Consider the following 16,467-nt stretch of genomic DNA (forward strand, 5'->3'; position numbering starts at 1 on the left):
CATTCCTTTCTAAACCTATCGTATATTATAGCACGCACTCAGCTGAATGGGCATATACTAATTCAGGGCATTTAGAAAGGATGATTTGCATGTTTGACTGGAACCGATTATTCCCTTTTCAAAAGCAATTTTCGAAAGAAGCCTTAAAGAATTCGGACCCTAAAGACGTTGAGCAGTATGTCAATCAAGTGATGGAAAGTGTATTCGGCTCCAATTATCCTGCTCAGTTCCCTTTTCAGGACCCACTCTCTCAAAAACAAAAAAAGGGAGAAACGGACGTCAAAAAAGAAAAGGAGCCCGAAGTTGAAGTGTTCGAGACAACTGATCATGTGTTTGTCAAAATTGAGCTTGCTCGTCCGAACACGGAAAAAGTAAAAATCAAACATACAGCCAATCTGCTGTTTATCGATCATTTCCCTGAGGAGAATGCACAAAAAAAGGTCGTCCTGCCTGCTGCTGTGAAAAGGAAAGGAACGAAGGCTTCTTATCAAGACGGGATTTTGGAGATTATGTTCTTAAAGCATGATGATCCGGGAATTTCTGAAATTGATATTCCATTATAAAAAGCCTGCTTTGATATTGAAGCAGGCTTACTCTTTTTCTTAATAATATGGTGGATATCCGCCGCCATAAGGCGGTGGAACAGGCGGTGGTGGTGGCGGGTAATATGGGCGAGGATAATTAAAAATCGCACTTCCTAGAAATCCGCCAAGCAGTCCGCCGACTAAAGGAGCGCCAAAACCAAAAAACAAAGGGACTCTGGATTCATATGGCGGAATGCCAGGGGCGCCGCCTCGAAAATACGGAGTATGAGGGTACATGCATTTCTCCTCCTTTGTCATGTGCCTAACATCAGCATATTCATCAGGAGTCAAAACGTTTGGGCAAACCCGAAACTAAGCTTGCTCCTTTTTTTCATGAGAATCTGCATACTCCCCTGCCCAGCGTGATACCTCTCCGAATACATCGTTGAGTGCATTCCCTTTTTCGGTTAAACAATAGATGACTTTCACAGGTGTCTCAGGGAGGACAGTTCGCTCTATAATACCTTCTTGCTCGAGCTCTTTTAAACGTTCTGCGAGCATTTTTTGACTGATGGATGGGATAATGTCCGTCAGGTCTTTAAACCGTTTTGGACCATCAAGCAATACATGAATAATGAGACCATTCCACCTTTTGCCAAGAAGTAAAAAAGCTTGCTGAATGTGTGGACATAATTGGAATTCCATAAATTTCAGCCTTTCTTTTCATGATTGTTTGACAAACTAATGGTATACAATTTAAAATATCTCTAGTTACAATAAGTAAGTTTCTCACTTTTTTAGTTATTGTACCATACTATTTGCAAAAACGGGAGGAAATATCCATATGGCGATTGATCAAAAAACGATTGACATTTTAAAAGAAAGAGCTTCAGTAAAAGAGTATGATACAACTCATGAAATGACAAAAGAAGAACTAACAGAGCTTCTTGATATTACAACAAAAGCACCATCTGCCTGGAACCTTCAGCATTGGCATTTTACTGTTTTCCATAGTGCTGAATCAAAAGCAAAGCTTCTTCCAATCGCTTACAACCAAAAGCAAGTCGCTCAAGCATCGGCTGTGATTGCTGTGTTAGGTGATCTTGAAGCCAATCAAAATGGCGAAAAAATCTACAGCGAGCTAGCTGAACAAGGTTTCATTACAGAAGACATTAAAGAAACTCTGATGACGCAAATCAATGGTGCTTACCAAAGCGAGCAGTATGCACGTGAAGCTGCGTATTCAAACGCTTCGTTAGCTGCTATGCAGTTAATGATTGCGGCGAAAGCAATGGGATATGATACATGCGCAATGGGCGGTTTCAGCAAAGAAGCGTACGTGAAAGAATTCAATGTGAGCGGCCGCTACGAGCCAGTGATGTTGATTTCTGTTGGGAAAGCAGCAAAAGAAGCTCATAAAAGCAATCGTTTTGACATCGAAGAAGTATCTGATTTCCTATAAAAAATGGCAGAGTCTCAGCTTTCATGCTGGGGCTTTTTTATTTGCTTTAAATATTATTCCTCCATACTTTTTTTAAGCTCACGCTCTTTTTAGCCTTCATTATTCTCTCCTTTTGAGAATGAAAGCGTTATATTAGTATGATATTCTCAAAAATGATTGTTTTTTCTGAAAATGGTCTTGTGATCTAATCTGACAACTGCTATTATTATGAAATTACAAAATATTAGAGGAGGAAATCATGAATAAAAAATTGATGCTGGCACTACTTATATCGATTCCTTTCATCGGACAGCTTGCACTGCTTCCCTTTGTGAATCGTATTCATCCATTTGTGATCGGGCTACCCTTTTTCCACTTTTGGCTCTTACTATGGATTGTTCTCACACCAGTTTGCACATTTATCATTTACCGGATGCAACATTCAAATGGAGGAACTGACGAATGCAAGGAAATTTAACAGCTTTATTGATTACTGCAAGTATTATTTTCATCGTCGTGATCATCGGATTTGCCGCTGGTCGTGATAAATCGTCAAGACAGTCGGTAGAAGAATGGTCTGTCGGCGGGAGAAAATTCGGCGGGTTGCTCGTCTGGTTCCTCGTTGGCGCGGACTTATACACAGCTTATACCTTTTTAGGGCTGACAAGTACAGCTTATACGGCAGGAAGTGTCGCTTTTTTCGCTATCCCTTATTCGGTCCTTGCTTATTTTATTGCGTATTTTTTCTTACCGAAACTTTGGACGGTTGCGAAAAATCACAAGCTTACAACCCTTGCTGATTATGCACGTGAGCGGTTTGACAGCAAGCTGTTATCAAGTTTGATTGCCATTGTTGGTGTACTTATGCTGATTCCTTATATTTGCCTTCAGCTGAGCGGGATTCAAGATACGTTAACTGTCGCTGGAACGAATTATATTAATGTGAATGCAGTTGTTATCATTTCATTTATTTTAGTTGCACTTTATACATTTTTCAGTGGAATTAAAGGCCCTACATATACAGCCATTATTAAGGATATTCTTGTTTGGGTGATCATGCTCTTTATGGTCGTTTCTCTACCAATTATCCATTTTAACGGATGGACGCCGATGATGAATACGTTAGCCAAGGAAGCGCCGCAGCTTCTGACGATACCTGAAGGCGGCCCAAAAGGCATTTTATGGTTCATCACTGCTTCAGGTGTTTCTGCCCTTGCTCTTTTTATGTGGGCACATGCGGCAACTGGGGTTTTTACAGCCAAAAGCGCAGATGCCATCCGTAAAAACAGCATGTTTTTACCTCTTTATAATATTGTATTGATTTTGGTCATCTTCCTTGGATTTATTGCCTTTTTAGTCTTACCAGAGGATACAAATCCAAGATTTGCTCTTCTTCATTTAATTCAAACGTCATACGGCGGCGTGATGCAGGGACTCGCTTATTCAACGATTGCACTAGCTTCCCTCATTCCATGCTCTATTATGGCCATTGGCGCATCGAATTTATTTGCGAATAATTTATACCGTGACTTAATTCATCCGAATGTGTCTCCGAAAAAATTAACCATGATTACACGTTCGATGGTATTTATCGTCATCGGGCTGGCTCTTTTATTCGGGATGCTGTTCCCGACTGCACTTGTCACACTTCAACTGATTGGCGTTTCAGGAATGGTGCAAATTTTCCCAGCGATTGCGATCAGCTTGTTCTGGAAAAAGCAATCGAGAGAGGCAACGATTGCCGGGCTGATCATTGGCCTCATCGTCACCTTTACAGCGAATATCTCACAAGTCACGTTCGGACTTTATGAAGGTTTTCTTGGTTTACTAGCAAACGTTGTGGTCATCTTGATTTTGAATCCATTCTTCCAAAAGAATGTCACATCTAATTCAGTGACAAATGATCTATTTGAAAAGGACAACGAAAAAGCAGAAGCGATGGCAAATGAAGCATAAGAAAAAGCAGTCCCTTGATGAGGACTGCTTTTTCTTTATTTTATTTCTTTTTTCAAGACGTCAATGGCTTTTTTCATTTGCGTATCATTTTTCTTGAGCTTATCTTGGATCTTTGTCATGAGTACTGTCGTTGTATCCCCTGTGAGAATACCATCTGCCTTTAGATCGTGATCTGTTTGGAAGCTTTTCACGATCGACTGGAATGCTTGATCGTACTCGCCGTTTGCTTTTGCTTTGTAGCCAAGCGCTTGGAACATTTTTTGAGCCGCTTTGACTTCATCACCATTATCATTCAGCTGATACGTCTTTTTCGGGCTTAAATATGGCAGTTTCGCATAACTTGGCAGAGATGCTTTGACCTGTGGTTCAATTCCTTTTTTATGAATCCATGAACCGTTCGGTGTCAGCCACTTGGCAATGGTTAACTTCACACTAGAACCATCATTATAGCTTTGCGCATTTTGAACAGTGCCTTTACCAAATGTCTTTTCTCCTACAATTTGAATGCCTGAGGATTGATGCAGTGCCGCCGCCATGATTTCAGCAGCGCTCGCTGATCCACCGTTTACAAGGACCACTGCCGGCTGATGAACCTTGCGTTCTTTCTCAGCTTTGTACACTTGTTTTTTCCCTTTTTCTTCAACCTGCATAATGACTTTTCCTTTATCGATAAAGTCATTACTCATTTCAATCGCTTCTGTCATAATACCGCCTGGATTATCTCTCAGGTCGATGACAAATCCTTTTGCCCCTTTTTTCTCAAGGTCATCAATCGCTTTATCTAGCTCTTTAGATGTTGTTTCAGCAAAGGACGTAATTTGGATTTCTCCTATTTTGTCTTTTGTTAATTTGGCATAAACCGTCTCAAGCGGAATGGTGTCTCTTGTAATGTTCACATCAATATTGCCAACACCTTGCCGATTGAGATACAGCTTGACATCCGTTCCTTTTTTGCCCCTGATGAGTGAAACTGCTTTGTTTACCGACATGCCTTTTGTACTTTTTCCATCTACCTTTACAATGCGATCATGAGGTTTCAAACCAGCTTTTTCAGCAGGAGAGCCTTTAATCGGTGCGACAATTAAAATTTGTCCATCCTTTTCTTCTACTTGTGCACCAATTCCTTCAAATGAGGAAGAAATGGTGTTGTTAAACCCTTCGGCTTCCTCCTGATCCATATATGTAGAGTATGGATCATCAAGTGATGCAATCATTCCTTGAATCGCACCATCTACTAGTTTTTGATCATCCGTTTTTTCGTAATACTCATCTTTTACTTTCGTATAGGCAGCCATGAGTTTACTAAACTTCTCATCTCCTGAGACACTGACAGCACCTTGTTTTGTGATCACAAATGTAATCGCTGAGGAAAGTGCAGCTGTCACCAGAATGGCTATCACGAATTTAAATTGTTTTTTCAAAAAAACACCACCTTTATCTCCTTTCATTATTATCAAGGACGATTCTCCATCCGTCAACCAATGGATCAAACTTCTATTTGAAAAGAAAAGCCATTTGACCCTGCATTGCATAATCTTTAGAGAGGAACATGATAAGGAAAGAAGGGATTTCATGAGTGATTATGTAGATATGCTTGCCCATTTTGGTGTATCAGGTGCCCATCCTGGTGGAATTGAGTTAACGAAAACGATGATTGAGCATATAAGACTGACGCCAGATGCACGAATACTAGATGTTGGGTGCGGTACAGGACAAACGGCCGCGTATTTAGGAAATGTAGGTTATCAGGTGGAGGCGATTGATACGCACCCTTTAATGATTGAAAAGGCCAACCTTCGTTTCGAGCGAGAGGACCTGCCAATCCGTGCTTTGCAAGCATCCGTTGAACATCTGCCATTTCCAGATGAAGCATTCACTCTCTTGATCAGTGAATCTGTTTTAAGTTTCACCGAATTACCTGCTGCGCTTACTGAGATCAAACGGGTGCTTGCCCCTGGAAGTCAATTGATCGCAAATGAAGCTGTGTTAAAAGCACCTCTTGCACCTGAAGAGCTGGCAGTTGTTCGAAATTTTTATGGTTTCCACTCTCTCTTTTCACTTGAAGAATGGAAAGAGCAGCTAATAGAAGCAGGCTTCTGCGACATTCGAATTCTCTCATTTGATGAGCACATGGTGCAGGAGGAGCCGACAGAAATGGAATTATCAGAACACATACCGCCCTCTCTTTACGATACGCTGCAAACACACTATGATCTCATTCAAACGCACCGGGAACATCTGAGTCACATTTTATTTGAATGTAAAGTATAAAATGAGCGAAACTCCTATATGTTTTGTCCAAACTCTATGAGGACTCTCGCATAGGATAAGAGTGAAAAGAGTTTGTCATAAGGAGGAAAAACATGGAGCGCTACTACAAGCTTTGTCAGCAGCATATGGGAAAAGTCGCTAGAATCACTGATCGTCATGGCAGAGTACATGTCGGACGCATTGAGCGGGTGACAAACCGCAAAGTTTATATTCGTCCAGTCGGCGGGTCCCGCGGGGGCTTTGGCTTTGGCTATTGGGGAGGGTATTACGGAGGCTATTATGGCTGGGGGCCAGCTTATGGCATTGGACTCGGTTTTATTACTGGCTTCGCATTAGCAGGTTTGCTCTTTTTTTAAAAGGAGTATAGAAGAAGGCCTCCCAGCGTATTGGGAGGCCTTTTATTGGTTTAGATTTTCTTCACTTTGTTCAAATACTCTTCGAATGTTAAATCGTGATCATGCATCGCTTTTGCGGCTTCTTTTCCTACATAGCGCAGGTGCCACGGCTCATATTCATATTTCGTAATGTCTTCTTTTCCTTTTGGATAACGGATGATAAAGCCATATTTATAAGCGTTTTTGGCTACCCATTTACCATCGGGTGTTTCACCAAACTTTTCAGAGATCTCAAAGCCGGCACTTTTTGAGGAAATGTCCATGGCAAGACCTGTTTGATGTTCACTTTCACCTGGTATCGCGACTGCTTCTTGGGCTTTTTCTTTTCCTTTTAGTTTTACCTCACTATCAAAAATGACTTTTTGACGGTCATAGGAGCGATAGCCAGATACAGCAGCAAGCTCGAAGTTTTCCTTTTTGGCGCCTTTGAATAACTTCTCAAGTGCTTCCGCTGCTTCTTTACGAATATATCGTTTTTCAATATCCTCTGAAAAAGAGAATTCTACTTTTGGTACAACGAGATCAGAAGGTTTATAGGTTCCTGGCAGTGCATATTCCTTGTTCACTAAAGCAAGCACATTTTCAGGGTTTTGAATGGTTTTCAGCCCGCTAACTACCTTGATGTCATTGAAATATTCACTCTTTAACGTCAGCTCTTGATTAGATGAATCTGCTGTATCGTTTGAGTTTTGCTGTGATGATGAACTTGCTGCGTTCTTTTGGTCGTTTGTTTTGTTAGATTCAGTGGTACCGCTTTTTTGATCCAGCAACTGGCAGCCTGATAATGCGGCCGTCAAACCAAGAATCGATGCGATTGAGAGTATTTTATAGCTTTTCTTCATGACATACCTTCCTTTTGCTCTTCTAAAAAAATAAAGATGCGCTACATCGTAGCACACCCTTTATACTATTATAAAACAGAATCTAGTGCAATTAAGATCATTTCATCAAACGTCGTTTGACGCTCTTCAGCAGTTGTTTCCTCTCCTGTTAGAACATGATCACTTACTGTCAGGATCGATAGCGCCTTTCGATCAAATTTGGCAGCAAGCGAATAAAGAGCTGTTGTCTCCATTTCGATTGCTAGAATACCGTATTGAGCCATGAGCTCAAGTGGTTTTTCATTGTAAAATTGGTCTGCTGTAAACACATTTCCAACACGCACAGCTACATTTTTTGCTTCTGCTGTATCGTAGGCTTTCTTCAGTAAACCAAAATCAGCGCATGGCGCGTAATCAATCGGTCCAAAAGCCACACGGTTCATTTGAGAATCTGTTGATGATGTTTGAGCTAAAATGACGTCACGCACATTGACATCCTTTTTGATTGCTCCGCAAGACCCAACGCGGATTAAGTTTTGAACATCATAGCTTTGAATAAGTTCATTCACATAAATCGAAATAGATGGTACGCCCATTCCAGTGCCTTGTACAGACACGCGTTTTCCTTTATACGTTCCAGTAAAACCGTACATCCCGCGTACTTCGTTATAGCACTCGACATCTTCTAAATATGTATCTGCAATATATTTCGCACGAAGCGGATCGCCTGGCAGCAATACCGTTTCTGCAATTTGTCCTTTTTCTGCTCCAATATGTACACTCATTTTTTAGCCTCCACTTACGTTTACTATGTGTTTTATCCTATTTATTATAAACGAACGAGCCCAAAAAAGAAAATACCAGCTGAATCTCAGAGCTGGTATCTTAAATCATCTATTTAACTCATCGTCATCAGTCGTTCACTGCGTTTCCATCCGGTCGGAAAGAGCTGATAATAGCACTTCCCCTTTTTCCTATCATCAATCACAACGATATCCCCTGTTGTGATAAACCGAGCGTTGTAATCATTTGGGACTGTATCATGTACATTAAATGTCGAGAATGCTTTTTCCAGAACATCAAGGTGTGATCTGCCACCAATCTTTGTCCGGTACACAGGCTGATGCCCGCTTGTAGCACCATATTCAGGTGTCTGATAAATGGTTAAGTGATATACTGAAGGTTTCTTTTGAAAAAATCTCAACGTCAATTGCATTCAAATCCCTCCCCTTTTATATAAAATTGGCTGGGATCTGTCAATCTCCTTCTTCTATTTTTGTCGAATGACAGGCAATCTTTCGTCAATCTTTTTACAGATGAGAAATAAAGCTAGTCCTATGGCAAAACCTCCTGCCACATCTGTCAAATAATGAACGCCGATATACATCCGGCTGATCCCAATCAAAAGAACACCTAGCCCCGTGATGAGATAGACGATTTTTTGTCTTTCTTTCAGCCATGGAATCATCTCAACTAATAGATAGGCGATAAAAGGATAGATCGTTGCTGCATTCATTGAATGTCCGCTCGGAAAGCTGTAATACGTTTCACTGACAAGGCGATCAAAGGCCGGACGCTCTCTAGCAAACAGCCCCTTTAGTTCATGATTAATTGTTTTTTCTGTGAGATATAAGAGAAAAAGCAGGATGATAGAGTGGTATCGCTTATACACGACGAGCACCACACTAAAGATGAGCATGATTGGAACTAGCAGTGCGCTGATGCCAAGGTCCGTCACAGCTAGCATGACATCATTTACAAAAGGGAGTCTGATGCTCTCAAACCATAGGATGATCTGGTTGTCCAATTCCTGGCTTGCACCAGAACCTATGAGCGCTGCAATGGCGCCAAATAAAATGAAAAGAAATAGGATATACACGTGAAAGAATTCCCCTCTCTCCTCAGAATCTCTTCAAAGTATAGTGCCTACAACGCCTCTTCTTCAACTATCATTGCTTTTCTCAGCATATATTCAAACGTAATGTCAGCTAGTTCAAACGTTTCCAGCTCAGATGGTATGTACCCTCTTTTGACCAGCTCCATGTAGAAGAATTCCGCAATTTCCTCTGTATCAATCACCAAATCTGCTTCTTTCATTGCTTTCCGCCTCCTTTTTTATGATGTATGAACGCTGCCTGTTTTTTATTACAGTTTGTCATAATGGCTCATTCCATACATATAAATGCAGTAAACAAAAAGAAAAGGGGCTTGAGGCAATGAATTGGTTAAGTATATTAGATGGAGAAACGTTTGATCAGGTGATGGGCCGTATCTTGAGGGGATGGTTTTATGTGATTGTCTTTTTCTGCGTGCCTTATTTTTTATTCGTGTTAGGACAAGTCTTTCTTTAACCAAAATGCTCTTTTAAACTTTCCAAAATAAAATCCATCATATCCTTATACTCTGGATCTTTGAAAAATTCGTAGAGAATTTTATAATCATTATAAATATCAAGAAGCTCATCCACTATAGATACAGCGAGGAATTCTAGTGAGGCTTCGCTTTCTTGCTTCTCTTCTAGCTGTAATAGAGCCGTTTGTACCATATCTTCCTCTATTTCTTTTGAGGTTTCTCCAACGTAATGCACAAAAAGAAGCTGATGAACAAACTGGTCCATCTCATATTTCCTTAGGACAAGCGTTAAGTCTTCCTCTTCTGTTTCCAGCCACTCTCCGTCCTTTAGCCTCGTGAGTTCGTAAATCACATCTTCCCAGCCATCTTCAAGGTAGCGCCAAATTTCAGTCCGATGACCAATGATTTTAAATAGCTCTTTTCCGTAATCTTTTACATAGACGACATCGCCAATGAGGAACTCGTATTCAATGTCCAGCTTTTCTGTATCCACAATCACTCCGTCGTACTCATCGTAAAGCTGAAGTGATGTTTCAAAATAAAGCACCTCATTATGATTGACCTCATACAAATAGTGCTGGTCAATTTGATGGACTTTTGTAATCGTTCCGACTGTGCCGTACATGACAACGACGACAATATCCCCTACTTGATATTTTGGTGCTTTCGCCTTCATTCTGTCTCCTCCTTGCCCGACTTTTGGTCTTAACGTATCGTATGCCGGCGCAAGGAATTCTGCATGGGCAACCGCACCATGCAAAATGCCATTTTATTTCTCCATCAAAAAACCGCTTTCTCCATCCGGAACAAGCGGTTGTATGTGGTTTATTTTTTTTTGACTTCTACTTCGTATTGTTCAAACGCTTCGTCAAATGTAGTCATCGAGTTTAAATAATCGCCATTCAATTCTAAATAGACACACAGCTCATGATAATCAGTGGAAGCTTTAGGAAAGCTGTGATCCTCGTAAGCAGCATTTGCAAAATGACTGATTTCATCTTTCGGTTTTGGATGTCTGTATTTCATTAAATAGTGGTAAAACGACTTCACCTGTTTTTTCCCTCCGCGATACTCTATTTTGTTGTTATATTATACAGGAATTTAATGACTTGTATAGGCGGAGGGACAACTTATGATGAAAAATCAAAGTAATTTCGCTTTAATAACCGCTCCATGCTCATTAATTCTTCATATGAGATTTTTTCTGGAAGTTTTGTTTGGTCCACTAAAATTAATTGATCTTCTATCTCTTTGACCGTCTCATCCTTTTGATAGGTCATACCGCAGTGCGTGCAGGAAATGGACGGCGTTTCGATGATTTCAATTGATTGTGTGCCGGTAATCAGTTCCCAAAAGACTGTTGTCTGCTCTGCGTTTGCTTTGTTTTCCTCACACCAATCACATGTCAGCAAGGTTATTTCTCCTCCTTTACCGTTTCTTCTTTTTTGAGCTGCGCTTGATATTTCTTCTCTTTTAATTGGTCCCGCTTTTCACGTTTGTTTTTGAGCGTATCATGCTCGGGATTTGTTTCATATGCTTCTCTTCGTTTCATTCGGCTTAAATTTTCCGGCGTAAAGGATCTGGCTTCATCCTGAAATAGAGCAGTGACGCCAATGGCCGGTTCTTGTTTTTCTTCATAAATTTCATTAAAATACGCATCTGCCTGCCCTGCGACGTAATGCTCTGGCTCTGGATACGATGTGATGACGCCTTCAAAGTTACGAAGGACGACTTTGTCAGGGCTTTGCGATAATAAATAATTTGGTTGCAGGGCAATCTTTCCTCCGCCTCCTGGTGCATCGACAACAAAGCTCGGCACTGCATAGCCGCTCGTATGTCCTCTTAAGCCTTCAATGATTTCAAGTCCTTTTGAAACGGGTGTTCTAAAGTGACCAATACCCTCAGATAAATCACATTGATAAATATAATAAGGTCTGACGCGAATCTTCACGAGATCGTGCATCAGCTTCTTCATAATCGGAACACTGTCGTTAATACCCGCAAGGATGACGGCCTGATTGCCAACAGGGACACCGGCATTGACAAGACGTTCACACGCTTCCTTTGCTTCTTTTGTGATTTCAATGCTTGTGTTGAAGTGGGTATTCAGCCAAACCGGATGATATTTTTTCAAAATCTCACACAGTTCGTCTGTAATTCTTTGCGGAAAGACAACCGGTGCGCGGGTACCAATCCGAATGATCTCAACGTGCGGAATGTCTCGTAAGTTTTTCAAAATGTATTCAAGTACTTGATCATTGATTAAAAGCCCATCTCCACCTGAAATTAACACATCTCGCACCTCAGATGTTTCTCTAATATACCCAATGGCGGCATCTAACTGCTTTTTCGGCACGCCCATGCCAATCTGGCCGGAAAAACGTCTTCTCGTACAATAGCGGCAGTACATGGAGCACTGATTTGTGACAAGAAACAGCACACGATCTGGGTACCGGTGCGTTAAACCTGGGACAGGTGAGTCCTCATCTTCATGTAGCGGGTCTTCCAGATCATATTTTGTTTTATGAAGCTCCTCTGCAATCGGCACAGATTGCATGCGTACTGGGCATCTTGGATCGTCTGGATTCATCAGTGAGGCATAGTAGGGTGTAATGTTGAGTGGAATGGTTTTGGTGGAAATCTTCACCCCTTCTTTTTCCTCTTCTGTTAAGTTCACGATTTTTTCTAAATCATCAAGCGTTTTCACGGTATGCGTCAGCTGCCAAATCCAGTCGTTCCACTTTTCCTCGGGCACATCTTTCCAAAGCTCAATGTCCTTCCAGTGACGCGCCGGCTCATACAGTTTTTGATTCATATCCATTCCCCCTATCAGCATTCACTTTATACTATGCAAGTTATGTGCCAACATGGGGAAATGCCCCTATTGTTTACAAAAGGAGCTTTTTCCACCCTAATTCAATGATTGGGTGCCTACATTTCGGCATCTCCATATTTCTTCAGTTTATATTGCAGCGTTTGTCGAGGAATCTTTAAGGCGGCGGCGGTTTGTTTAATATTCCCGTTGTGCTTACTTAAAGCCTCTTGAATCAATGTTTGTTCAAATGAAGTCACCTGACTTTTTAATGAGGACTGCGGAGATGCATGATCAATCTTCTGGGGCCGTAAATGAGCAGGAAGATATGCCGGGGTGATGTCTTCCGCTTCCTTTGGCATCATTAATACGGCATGCTCAATGGTATGTTTTAATTCTCTGACGTTCCCCGGCCAGTGGTGCGCCATAAACAGTTGTTCCGCTTCTTCAGAAAGGCGGATGACGTTTTTAGAAAACTGGTGATGATAGGTTTGAATGAAATGGCGGGATAGCAGCGTAATATCTTGCTTTCTCTCTCGAAGCGGCGTGATATGGAAGGATGACACATGCAGTCTATAAAATAAATCTTCTCTTAAAATTTGCTTTTTCACTGCTTCAAATGGGTCTATATTGAGCGCAGTAATGACTCTAACATCCACTTTAATCGCCTTTGCATCACCAATACGGCGCACAACGCCATCCTCTAACACTCGTAATAATTTTGTTTGCAGCGTAAGCGGCATCGCTTGCAGCTCATCTAGAAAAAGCGTACCCCCATCTGCTAATTCAAAAAGCCCCTTGCGATCAATTGCGCCCGTATAGCTTCCTTTCACAGATCCAAACAATAAACTCTCAAGCAATGATTCTGGAAGCGCTGCGCAGTTTTGCGGAATGAACACCTGGTTTTTTCGGTCAGACTCATGAACAATGGCTTGTACCAGCACTTCTTTTCCAGTCCCTGTTTCCCCGTAAACGACAACAGACGACGGATAAGCAGCGGCTTTTTTTGCTTTCTCAAGCATTTCTTTTAAAAGCGGATCATTCGTTAAAAATGAAGAAAAATCATGCATTTGATCCGTCTCATAAACACCATTCGTTCGCTTTTTTTGATCTAAACGATTCGAAAGCGCCGACAGTTTTGATACATCCTTTGCTACTTCCACTGCTCCTATTAACTTGCTATCTTCAATAATGGGCAAAGTGGTGTTAAGTGTTTCAATTTTTTCTCCATTTTTATTCAAATACGTTTGTAAAGAATGATAAATGGGCTTCCCCGTTCTGAGTACATGCATGAGCGTACTTGTTTTTTCAGTTAATGATGGATACACATCAAGGATGTATTTGCCAATCACCTCTTCTTTTTGTAAACAGTCAAATTTAGCGGCATTGTGATTATAAAAAATCGTGACCCCTTGATCATCTACAACGTGAATGGCTTCATCAATAGCTTCTAAAATCAATTCAAACCAATCCGCTCTTTCGACAACCTTCCCCATTCTTTCCCCCTCACTTTCAGTGCCAAAAAATCGGCATCTATTGCCGAGTTTTCAGCGGCTTGTTCATCTTCAATATGGTTCCCCTGTCCTTTTCACGTTTCGCTTTTTCCTTTCGAATTCCTGCTTTTTTCATCTATTGCGAAAAAAAGCACCCCTATGAGGAGTGCTTCTGCCCTGATGTTTGATAAAGAGACATATCAAATTCATGGAATGATTCCATATAAAGTGGAACAATGGGCTTCCCTTCTTGAAATAAAGTAAATTGGGAAGGATATAGTTTGATGGGCTGATGATAAAACGCAAATAACTTAACCACCTCAGGGGCAATACGGCAGAAGGTATCATGCACGAGTAAATATACATCTCGCTGCCATTTAAAAAGCCGGCGATTTGGCGGGCTGAATTCAGGGGATACTTGAATGATTTTGCCATCGTCTAACGTCTGTAACAGTTCGTTTGAAACGGCGCACATTTCCTTTGGATGAAACTGAAAATATTGCATATCACGCTTTGAAGCAAATCGTCTTTTTTTCTGATCTTCAATATAATAAAACGTTCTTCCGTTATCTGCGGTGACTACTGTATAGTTCGGCACAACCAGCCTATCTTTCACTTCATATTTCATCGTACATAACAAAGGAACACGAATTGCACGTCTCTTTTTATCATTCACCCATCGCTTGTCAATTTGATGAAGATTTCCATAAGTCAGTTGAAAATAGGCCCCTTCTCTTTCAATCACCGTCCCATCAATTACATCATATGGCATACTTGAAAACATGTGATGAAAGGATTGGGGTGTTTTAAATGTGATATCAAGTACTTCTTTTAATGGATGAAATGCAGCAAAATGATTCAACCGCATCCAAAAAACAGAATCTGCATGATGCCAATGCTTCGGCTCATCATCCCAATATTGCCCAAATTTCTCATAAATCAATGGAAGCAAGCGGCTTCTGTGCATGACCGAACAGTGATCTACTTGAAAGGACGCATGGTCTAACACGTGTTCTGCCTCACGTACAAAGGTCATTGTTTCCACCAGATGCTTATCAACATGGATCACACGCTGCGAGGAATAAACGATATCTACCTCTGGCTTTGATTGAAAAACCGCCACCATCTTCTGCAAACGATCTTTACAATACATGGTATCATCCGTTAAATAGCAAATAAGCTCCCCTGATATACGTGTTAATGCCTCATTAATAAGCGTCGCATAACGCACAGTCTCAAGCCTTTTTGCAGGATGAACGGTATGCGGATACAACTGAATACGCTCATCGTTTAAAAAGGACTGAATCTTTTTCATTGTTTCTGGCTCCGAGCCATCATCCATAATCAAAAGCTCCCAGTTTTGATACGTTTGTTCCACCATACTCTTTAGCACACGATCAATAAAATCAGGTTTATTGTAACTTGTTAAAATCACCGATACTTTCATGGGCATGATCCTTTTTAAGAGATTAAAAAGCTCCCCAGCTAACAATGTTTGCGTAAGGAACGCTCACTCTTAGCTGATTTGTTGCATTTTAAAAACCGCCACTATATGAATCAATTGAACGACAATCACGTTTTGGAGCACCTCACCATTGACTAAATGAACATGCGGCAATGGTATACCAAGTTCCAACCAAGAACGCAGCAACTCTTTGATTTCTGACGAACCTTCTTCTTGTTTTTCCTCTAAAAGACGAAGAAGAAGTAAAATGAAGATGACTTCATGGTACACCTTCTGCTTCTAGTAACTCTTCGCTCAGTCGTTTAATAATTGTTCAAATTCCATTCAAAATCCCTCTCTCTTCTTACTTAATCTTTACTAGAGTATGAAGATCTCATCATTTAGACATAACATTTGAAACTATTTTTAAAAATGTGTGAAATGATGAAATGAAAAAAGACCAAGGAATGAGCATTCTGCTTATACCAAAAAAAATGAACGGCATATAATACATAGTGGCGTATTTCAATTGTTGAAGGAAGGATGGGGATAAAATGAGCAACAATCGTACCGAGTTAAAAAAAGAGCTATTGAAACTATTCTTTAAGCCGCTTAGTCATGCATTAACAGTGAATCTCGAAGAGGGAGGTGCAGAAGTGGAAAATAAATTAAACGATTTATTAAGCGAAGTCGCAGCTGCAGCATCATCTTCAGACGCTGCTGCAACACTTGATTCATCTCAAGGAGCAAGATGGATTTTCGCAAGACTTACACCAGGAACGGTCATTAGTATTGTGATGGATTCTGGAGACTTAATTGGCCCAGTTCAATTTGTAGCATTCGATGCTTCAGCTGGTATCGTTTTTGTGACACAGGAAAGTTCCGTTACACCTACTGGCTCTGCAACAACTCTATTAGATGTAGATAAAGTTGAAAGTGTTACATTCACAACTTAATG

At 40.8% G+C, this 16,467-nt stretch carries 23 protein-coding genes; 8 read left to right on the top strand and 15 right to left on the bottom strand.

The genetic code is table 11. From position 1 onward, the window contains the following. Positions 1-89: 89 nt before the first annotated feature. A complete protein-coding gene (locus tag IEE86_RS02190) occupies positions 90-563 on the top strand; it encodes an Hsp20/alpha crystallin family protein (RefSeq protein ID WP_191095740.1) in 474 nt (157 codons plus the stop codon). A gap of 39 nt (positions 564-602) precedes the next feature. On the opposite strand, the gene IEE86_RS02195 is transcribed toward IEE86_RS02190, so the two are convergent. Both IEE86_RS02195 and IEE86_RS02200 read right to left on the bottom strand, forming a co-directional pair. Next, a complete protein-coding gene (locus tag IEE86_RS02195; RefSeq protein WP_003215921.1) occupies positions 603-821 on the bottom strand; it encodes a hypothetical protein in 219 nt (72 codons plus the stop codon). Positions 822-896: 75 nt separating this feature from the next. Beyond that, a complete protein-coding gene (locus tag IEE86_RS02200; RefSeq protein WP_191095741.1) occupies positions 897-1,229 on the bottom strand; it encodes a winged helix-turn-helix transcriptional regulator in 333 nt (110 codons plus the stop codon). Between the two features lie 139 nt (positions 1,230-1,368). Here IEE86_RS02200 and IEE86_RS02205 point away from each other — a divergent pair, with 139 nt between their 5' ends. The 3 genes from IEE86_RS02205 (at position 1,369) to IEE86_RS02215 (ending at position 3,921) form a co-directional block, all read left to right on the top strand. Beyond that, positions 1,369-1,986 carry a nitroreductase family protein gene (locus IEE86_RS02205; protein WP_191095742.1) on the top strand — a complete coding sequence of 206 codons (618 nt, stop codon included), beginning with the start codon at positions 1,369-1,371 and terminating at the stop codon, positions 1,984-1,986. Positions 1,987-2,224: 238 nt separating this feature from the next. Then, positions 2,225-2,443 carry a DUF3311 domain-containing protein gene (locus tag IEE86_RS02210; RefSeq protein WP_191095743.1) on the top strand — a complete coding sequence of 73 codons (219 nt, stop codon included), beginning with the start codon at positions 2,225-2,227 and terminating at the stop codon, positions 2,441-2,443. Continuing rightward, complete coding sequence (locus IEE86_RS02215) at positions 2,428-3,921, top strand: sodium:solute symporter family protein (RefSeq protein ID WP_191095744.1); 1,494 nt, start codon at positions 2,428-2,430, stop codon at positions 3,919-3,921. The genes IEE86_RS02210 and IEE86_RS02215 overlap by 16 nt, the downstream gene beginning before the upstream one ends. Positions 3,922-3,956: 35 nt before the next feature. Here the strand turns inward: IEE86_RS02215 and IEE86_RS02220 are convergent, their stop codons facing one another. After that, the gene (locus IEE86_RS02220; RefSeq protein ID WP_191095745.1) at positions 3,957-5,342 is read right to left on the bottom strand and encodes a S41 family peptidase; all 1,386 of its coding nucleotides are present in this window, start codon (positions 5,340-5,342) and stop codon (positions 3,957-3,959) included. A 151-nt stretch (positions 5,343-5,493) separates the two neighbouring features. Between IEE86_RS02220 and IEE86_RS02225 the strand changes: the two genes are divergently transcribed. Beyond that, the gene (locus tag IEE86_RS02225) at positions 5,494-6,192 is read left to right on the top strand and encodes a class I SAM-dependent methyltransferase (RefSeq protein WP_191095746.1); all 699 of its coding nucleotides are present in this window, start codon (positions 5,494-5,496) and stop codon (positions 6,190-6,192) included. 92 nt (positions 6,193-6,284) lie between these two features. Next, positions 6,285-6,548, top strand: coding sequence for a hypothetical protein (locus tag IEE86_RS02230; RefSeq protein WP_191095747.1), 264 nt, complete (start codon positions 6,285-6,287; stop codon positions 6,546-6,548). A 50-nt stretch (positions 6,549-6,598) separates the two neighbouring features. Here the strand turns inward: IEE86_RS02230 and IEE86_RS02235 are convergent, their stop codons facing one another. From IEE86_RS02235 to IEE86_RS02255, 5 genes are all read right to left on the bottom strand, one after another. After that, positions 6,599-7,429: a M15 family metallopeptidase gene (locus IEE86_RS02235; RefSeq protein WP_191095748.1), complete on the bottom strand. Its 831-nt coding sequence runs from the start codon at positions 7,427-7,429 to the stop codon at positions 6,599-6,601. Between the two features lie 68 nt (positions 7,430-7,497). Then, positions 7,498-8,193, bottom strand: coding sequence for a purine-nucleoside phosphorylase (gene deoD / locus IEE86_RS02240; protein WP_191095749.1), 696 nt, complete (start codon positions 8,191-8,193; stop codon positions 7,498-7,500). Between the two features lie 113 nt (positions 8,194-8,306). Next, on the bottom strand, positions 8,307-8,624 hold the full coding sequence (locus IEE86_RS02245; RefSeq protein WP_191095750.1) for a hypothetical protein: 318 nt from the start codon (positions 8,622-8,624) through the stop codon (positions 8,307-8,309). A gap of 54 nt (positions 8,625-8,678) precedes the next feature. After that, positions 8,679-9,287, bottom strand: coding sequence for a phosphatase PAP2 family protein (locus IEE86_RS02250; protein ID WP_191095751.1), 609 nt, complete (start codon positions 9,285-9,287; stop codon positions 8,679-8,681). Positions 9,288-9,334: 47 nt separating this feature from the next. Next, positions 9,335-9,505: a YozD family protein gene (locus IEE86_RS02255; RefSeq protein ID WP_191095752.1), complete on the bottom strand. Its 171-nt coding sequence runs from the start codon at positions 9,503-9,505 to the stop codon at positions 9,335-9,337. A gap of 119 nt (positions 9,506-9,624) precedes the next feature. Here IEE86_RS02255 and IEE86_RS19525 point away from each other — a divergent pair, with 119 nt between their 5' ends. After that, the gene (locus tag IEE86_RS19525; protein WP_263479561.1) at positions 9,625-9,759 is read left to right on the top strand and encodes a hypothetical protein; all 135 of its coding nucleotides are present in this window, start codon (positions 9,625-9,627) and stop codon (positions 9,757-9,759) included. Here the strand turns inward: IEE86_RS19525 and IEE86_RS02260 are convergent. The 7 genes from IEE86_RS02260 to IEE86_RS02290 all read right to left on the bottom strand — a co-directional run bounded on the left by IEE86_RS02260 (position 9,756) and on the right by IEE86_RS02290 (position 15,800). Continuing rightward, positions 9,756-10,436, bottom strand: coding sequence for a hypothetical protein (locus IEE86_RS02260; protein WP_191095753.1), 681 nt, complete (start codon positions 10,434-10,436; stop codon positions 9,756-9,758). The two genes, IEE86_RS19525 and IEE86_RS02260, sit on opposite strands and share 4 nt — an antisense overlap. Positions 10,437-10,585: 149 nt before the next feature. Beyond that, positions 10,586-10,810, bottom strand: coding sequence for a YozE family protein (locus IEE86_RS02265; RefSeq protein WP_191095754.1), 225 nt, complete (start codon positions 10,808-10,810; stop codon positions 10,586-10,588). Positions 10,811-10,890: 80 nt separating this feature from the next. Further along, entirely contained in the window at positions 10,891-11,172 is a 282-nt protein-coding gene (locus tag IEE86_RS02270) for a YokU family protein (RefSeq protein ID WP_191095755.1), read from the bottom strand. A gap of 2 nt (positions 11,173-11,174) precedes the next feature. Then, positions 11,175-12,575: a lysine 2,3-aminomutase gene (kamA, locus tag IEE86_RS02275; RefSeq protein ID WP_191095756.1), complete on the bottom strand. Its 1,401-nt coding sequence runs from the start codon at positions 12,573-12,575 to the stop codon at positions 11,175-11,177. A gap of 116 nt (positions 12,576-12,691) precedes the next feature. Continuing rightward, a complete protein-coding gene (locus IEE86_RS02280) occupies positions 12,692-14,068 on the bottom strand; it encodes a sigma-54 interaction domain-containing protein (RefSeq protein WP_191095757.1) in 1,377 nt (458 codons plus the stop codon). 154 nt (positions 14,069-14,222) lie between these two features. Then, a complete protein-coding gene (locus IEE86_RS02285) occupies positions 14,223-15,518 on the bottom strand; it encodes a glycosyltransferase family A protein (protein WP_191095758.1) in 1,296 nt (431 codons plus the stop codon). A 63-nt stretch (positions 15,519-15,581) separates the two neighbouring features. Next, the gene (locus IEE86_RS02290) at positions 15,582-15,800 is read right to left on the bottom strand and encodes a hypothetical protein (protein ID WP_224740738.1); all 219 of its coding nucleotides are present in this window, start codon (positions 15,798-15,800) and stop codon (positions 15,582-15,584) included. Between the two features lie 263 nt (positions 15,801-16,063). On the opposite strand from IEE86_RS02290, the gene IEE86_RS02295 reads away from it, so the two are divergent. Next, positions 16,064-16,465: a hypothetical protein gene (locus tag IEE86_RS02295; protein ID WP_191095759.1), complete on the top strand. Its 402-nt coding sequence runs from the start codon at positions 16,064-16,066 to the stop codon at positions 16,463-16,465. Positions 16,466-16,467 lie beyond the last annotated feature (2 nt).

Source organism: Bacillus crepusculi (assembly GCF_014764715.1).
Lineage (GTDB): Bacteria > Bacillota > Bacilli > Bacillales > Bacillaceae > Bacillus.

Excerpts from the sequence above, each read along its gene's own strand:
- IEE86_RS02190 (WP_191095740.1), top strand. The coding sequence starts at position 90 with ATGTTTGACTGGAACCGATTATTCCCTTTTCAAAAGCAATTTTCGAAA.
- IEE86_RS02195 (WP_003215921.1), bottom strand. The coding sequence starts at position 821 with ATGTACCCTCATACTCCGTATTTTCGAGGCGGCGCCCCTGGCATTCCG.
- IEE86_RS02200 (WP_191095741.1), bottom strand. The coding sequence starts at position 1,229 with ATGGAATTCCAATTATGTCCACACATTCAGCAAGCTTTTTTACTTCTT.
- IEE86_RS02205 (WP_191095742.1), top strand. The coding sequence starts at position 1,369 with ATGGCGATTGATCAAAAAACGATTGACATTTTAAAAGAAAGAGCTTCA.
- IEE86_RS02210 (WP_191095743.1), top strand. The coding sequence starts at position 2,225 with ATGAATAAAAAATTGATGCTGGCACTACTTATATCGATTCCTTTCATC.
- IEE86_RS02215 (WP_191095744.1), top strand. The coding sequence starts at position 2,428 with ATGCAAGGAAATTTAACAGCTTTATTGATTACTGCAAGTATTATTTTC.
- IEE86_RS02225 (WP_191095746.1), top strand. The coding sequence starts at position 5,494 with ATGAGTGATTATGTAGATATGCTTGCCCATTTTGGTGTATCAGGTGCC.
- IEE86_RS02230 (WP_191095747.1), top strand. The coding sequence starts at position 6,285 with ATGGAGCGCTACTACAAGCTTTGTCAGCAGCATATGGGAAAAGTCGCT.
- IEE86_RS02235 (WP_191095748.1), bottom strand. The coding sequence starts at position 7,429 with ATGAAGAAAAGCTATAAAATACTCTCAATCGCATCGATTCTTGGTTTG.
- deoD (WP_191095749.1), bottom strand. The coding sequence starts at position 8,193 with ATGAGTGTACATATTGGAGCAGAAAAAGGACAAATTGCAGAAACGGTA.
- IEE86_RS02245 (WP_191095750.1), bottom strand. The coding sequence starts at position 8,624 with ATGCAATTGACGTTGAGATTTTTTCAAAAGAAACCTTCAGTATATCAC.
- IEE86_RS02255 (WP_191095752.1), bottom strand. The coding sequence starts at position 9,505 with ATGAAAGAAGCAGATTTGGTGATTGATACAGAGGAAATTGCGGAATTC.
- IEE86_RS19525 (WP_263479561.1), top strand. The coding sequence starts at position 9,625 with ATGAATTGGTTAAGTATATTAGATGGAGAAACGTTTGATCAGGTGATG.
- IEE86_RS02260 (WP_191095753.1), bottom strand. The coding sequence starts at position 10,436 with ATGAAGGCGAAAGCACCAAAATATCAAGTAGGGGATATTGTCGTCGTT.
- kamA (WP_191095756.1), bottom strand. The coding sequence starts at position 12,575 with ATGAATCAAAAACTGTATGAGCCGGCGCGTCACTGGAAGGACATTGAG.
- IEE86_RS02280 (WP_191095757.1), bottom strand. The coding sequence starts at position 14,068 with ATGGGGAAGGTTGTCGAAAGAGCGGATTGGTTTGAATTGATTTTAGAA.
- IEE86_RS02285 (WP_191095758.1), bottom strand. The coding sequence starts at position 15,518 with ATGCCCATGAAAGTATCGGTGATTTTAACAAGTTACAATAAACCTGAT.
- IEE86_RS02295 (WP_191095759.1), top strand. The coding sequence starts at position 16,064 with ATGAGCAACAATCGTACCGAGTTAAAAAAAGAGCTATTGAAACTATTC.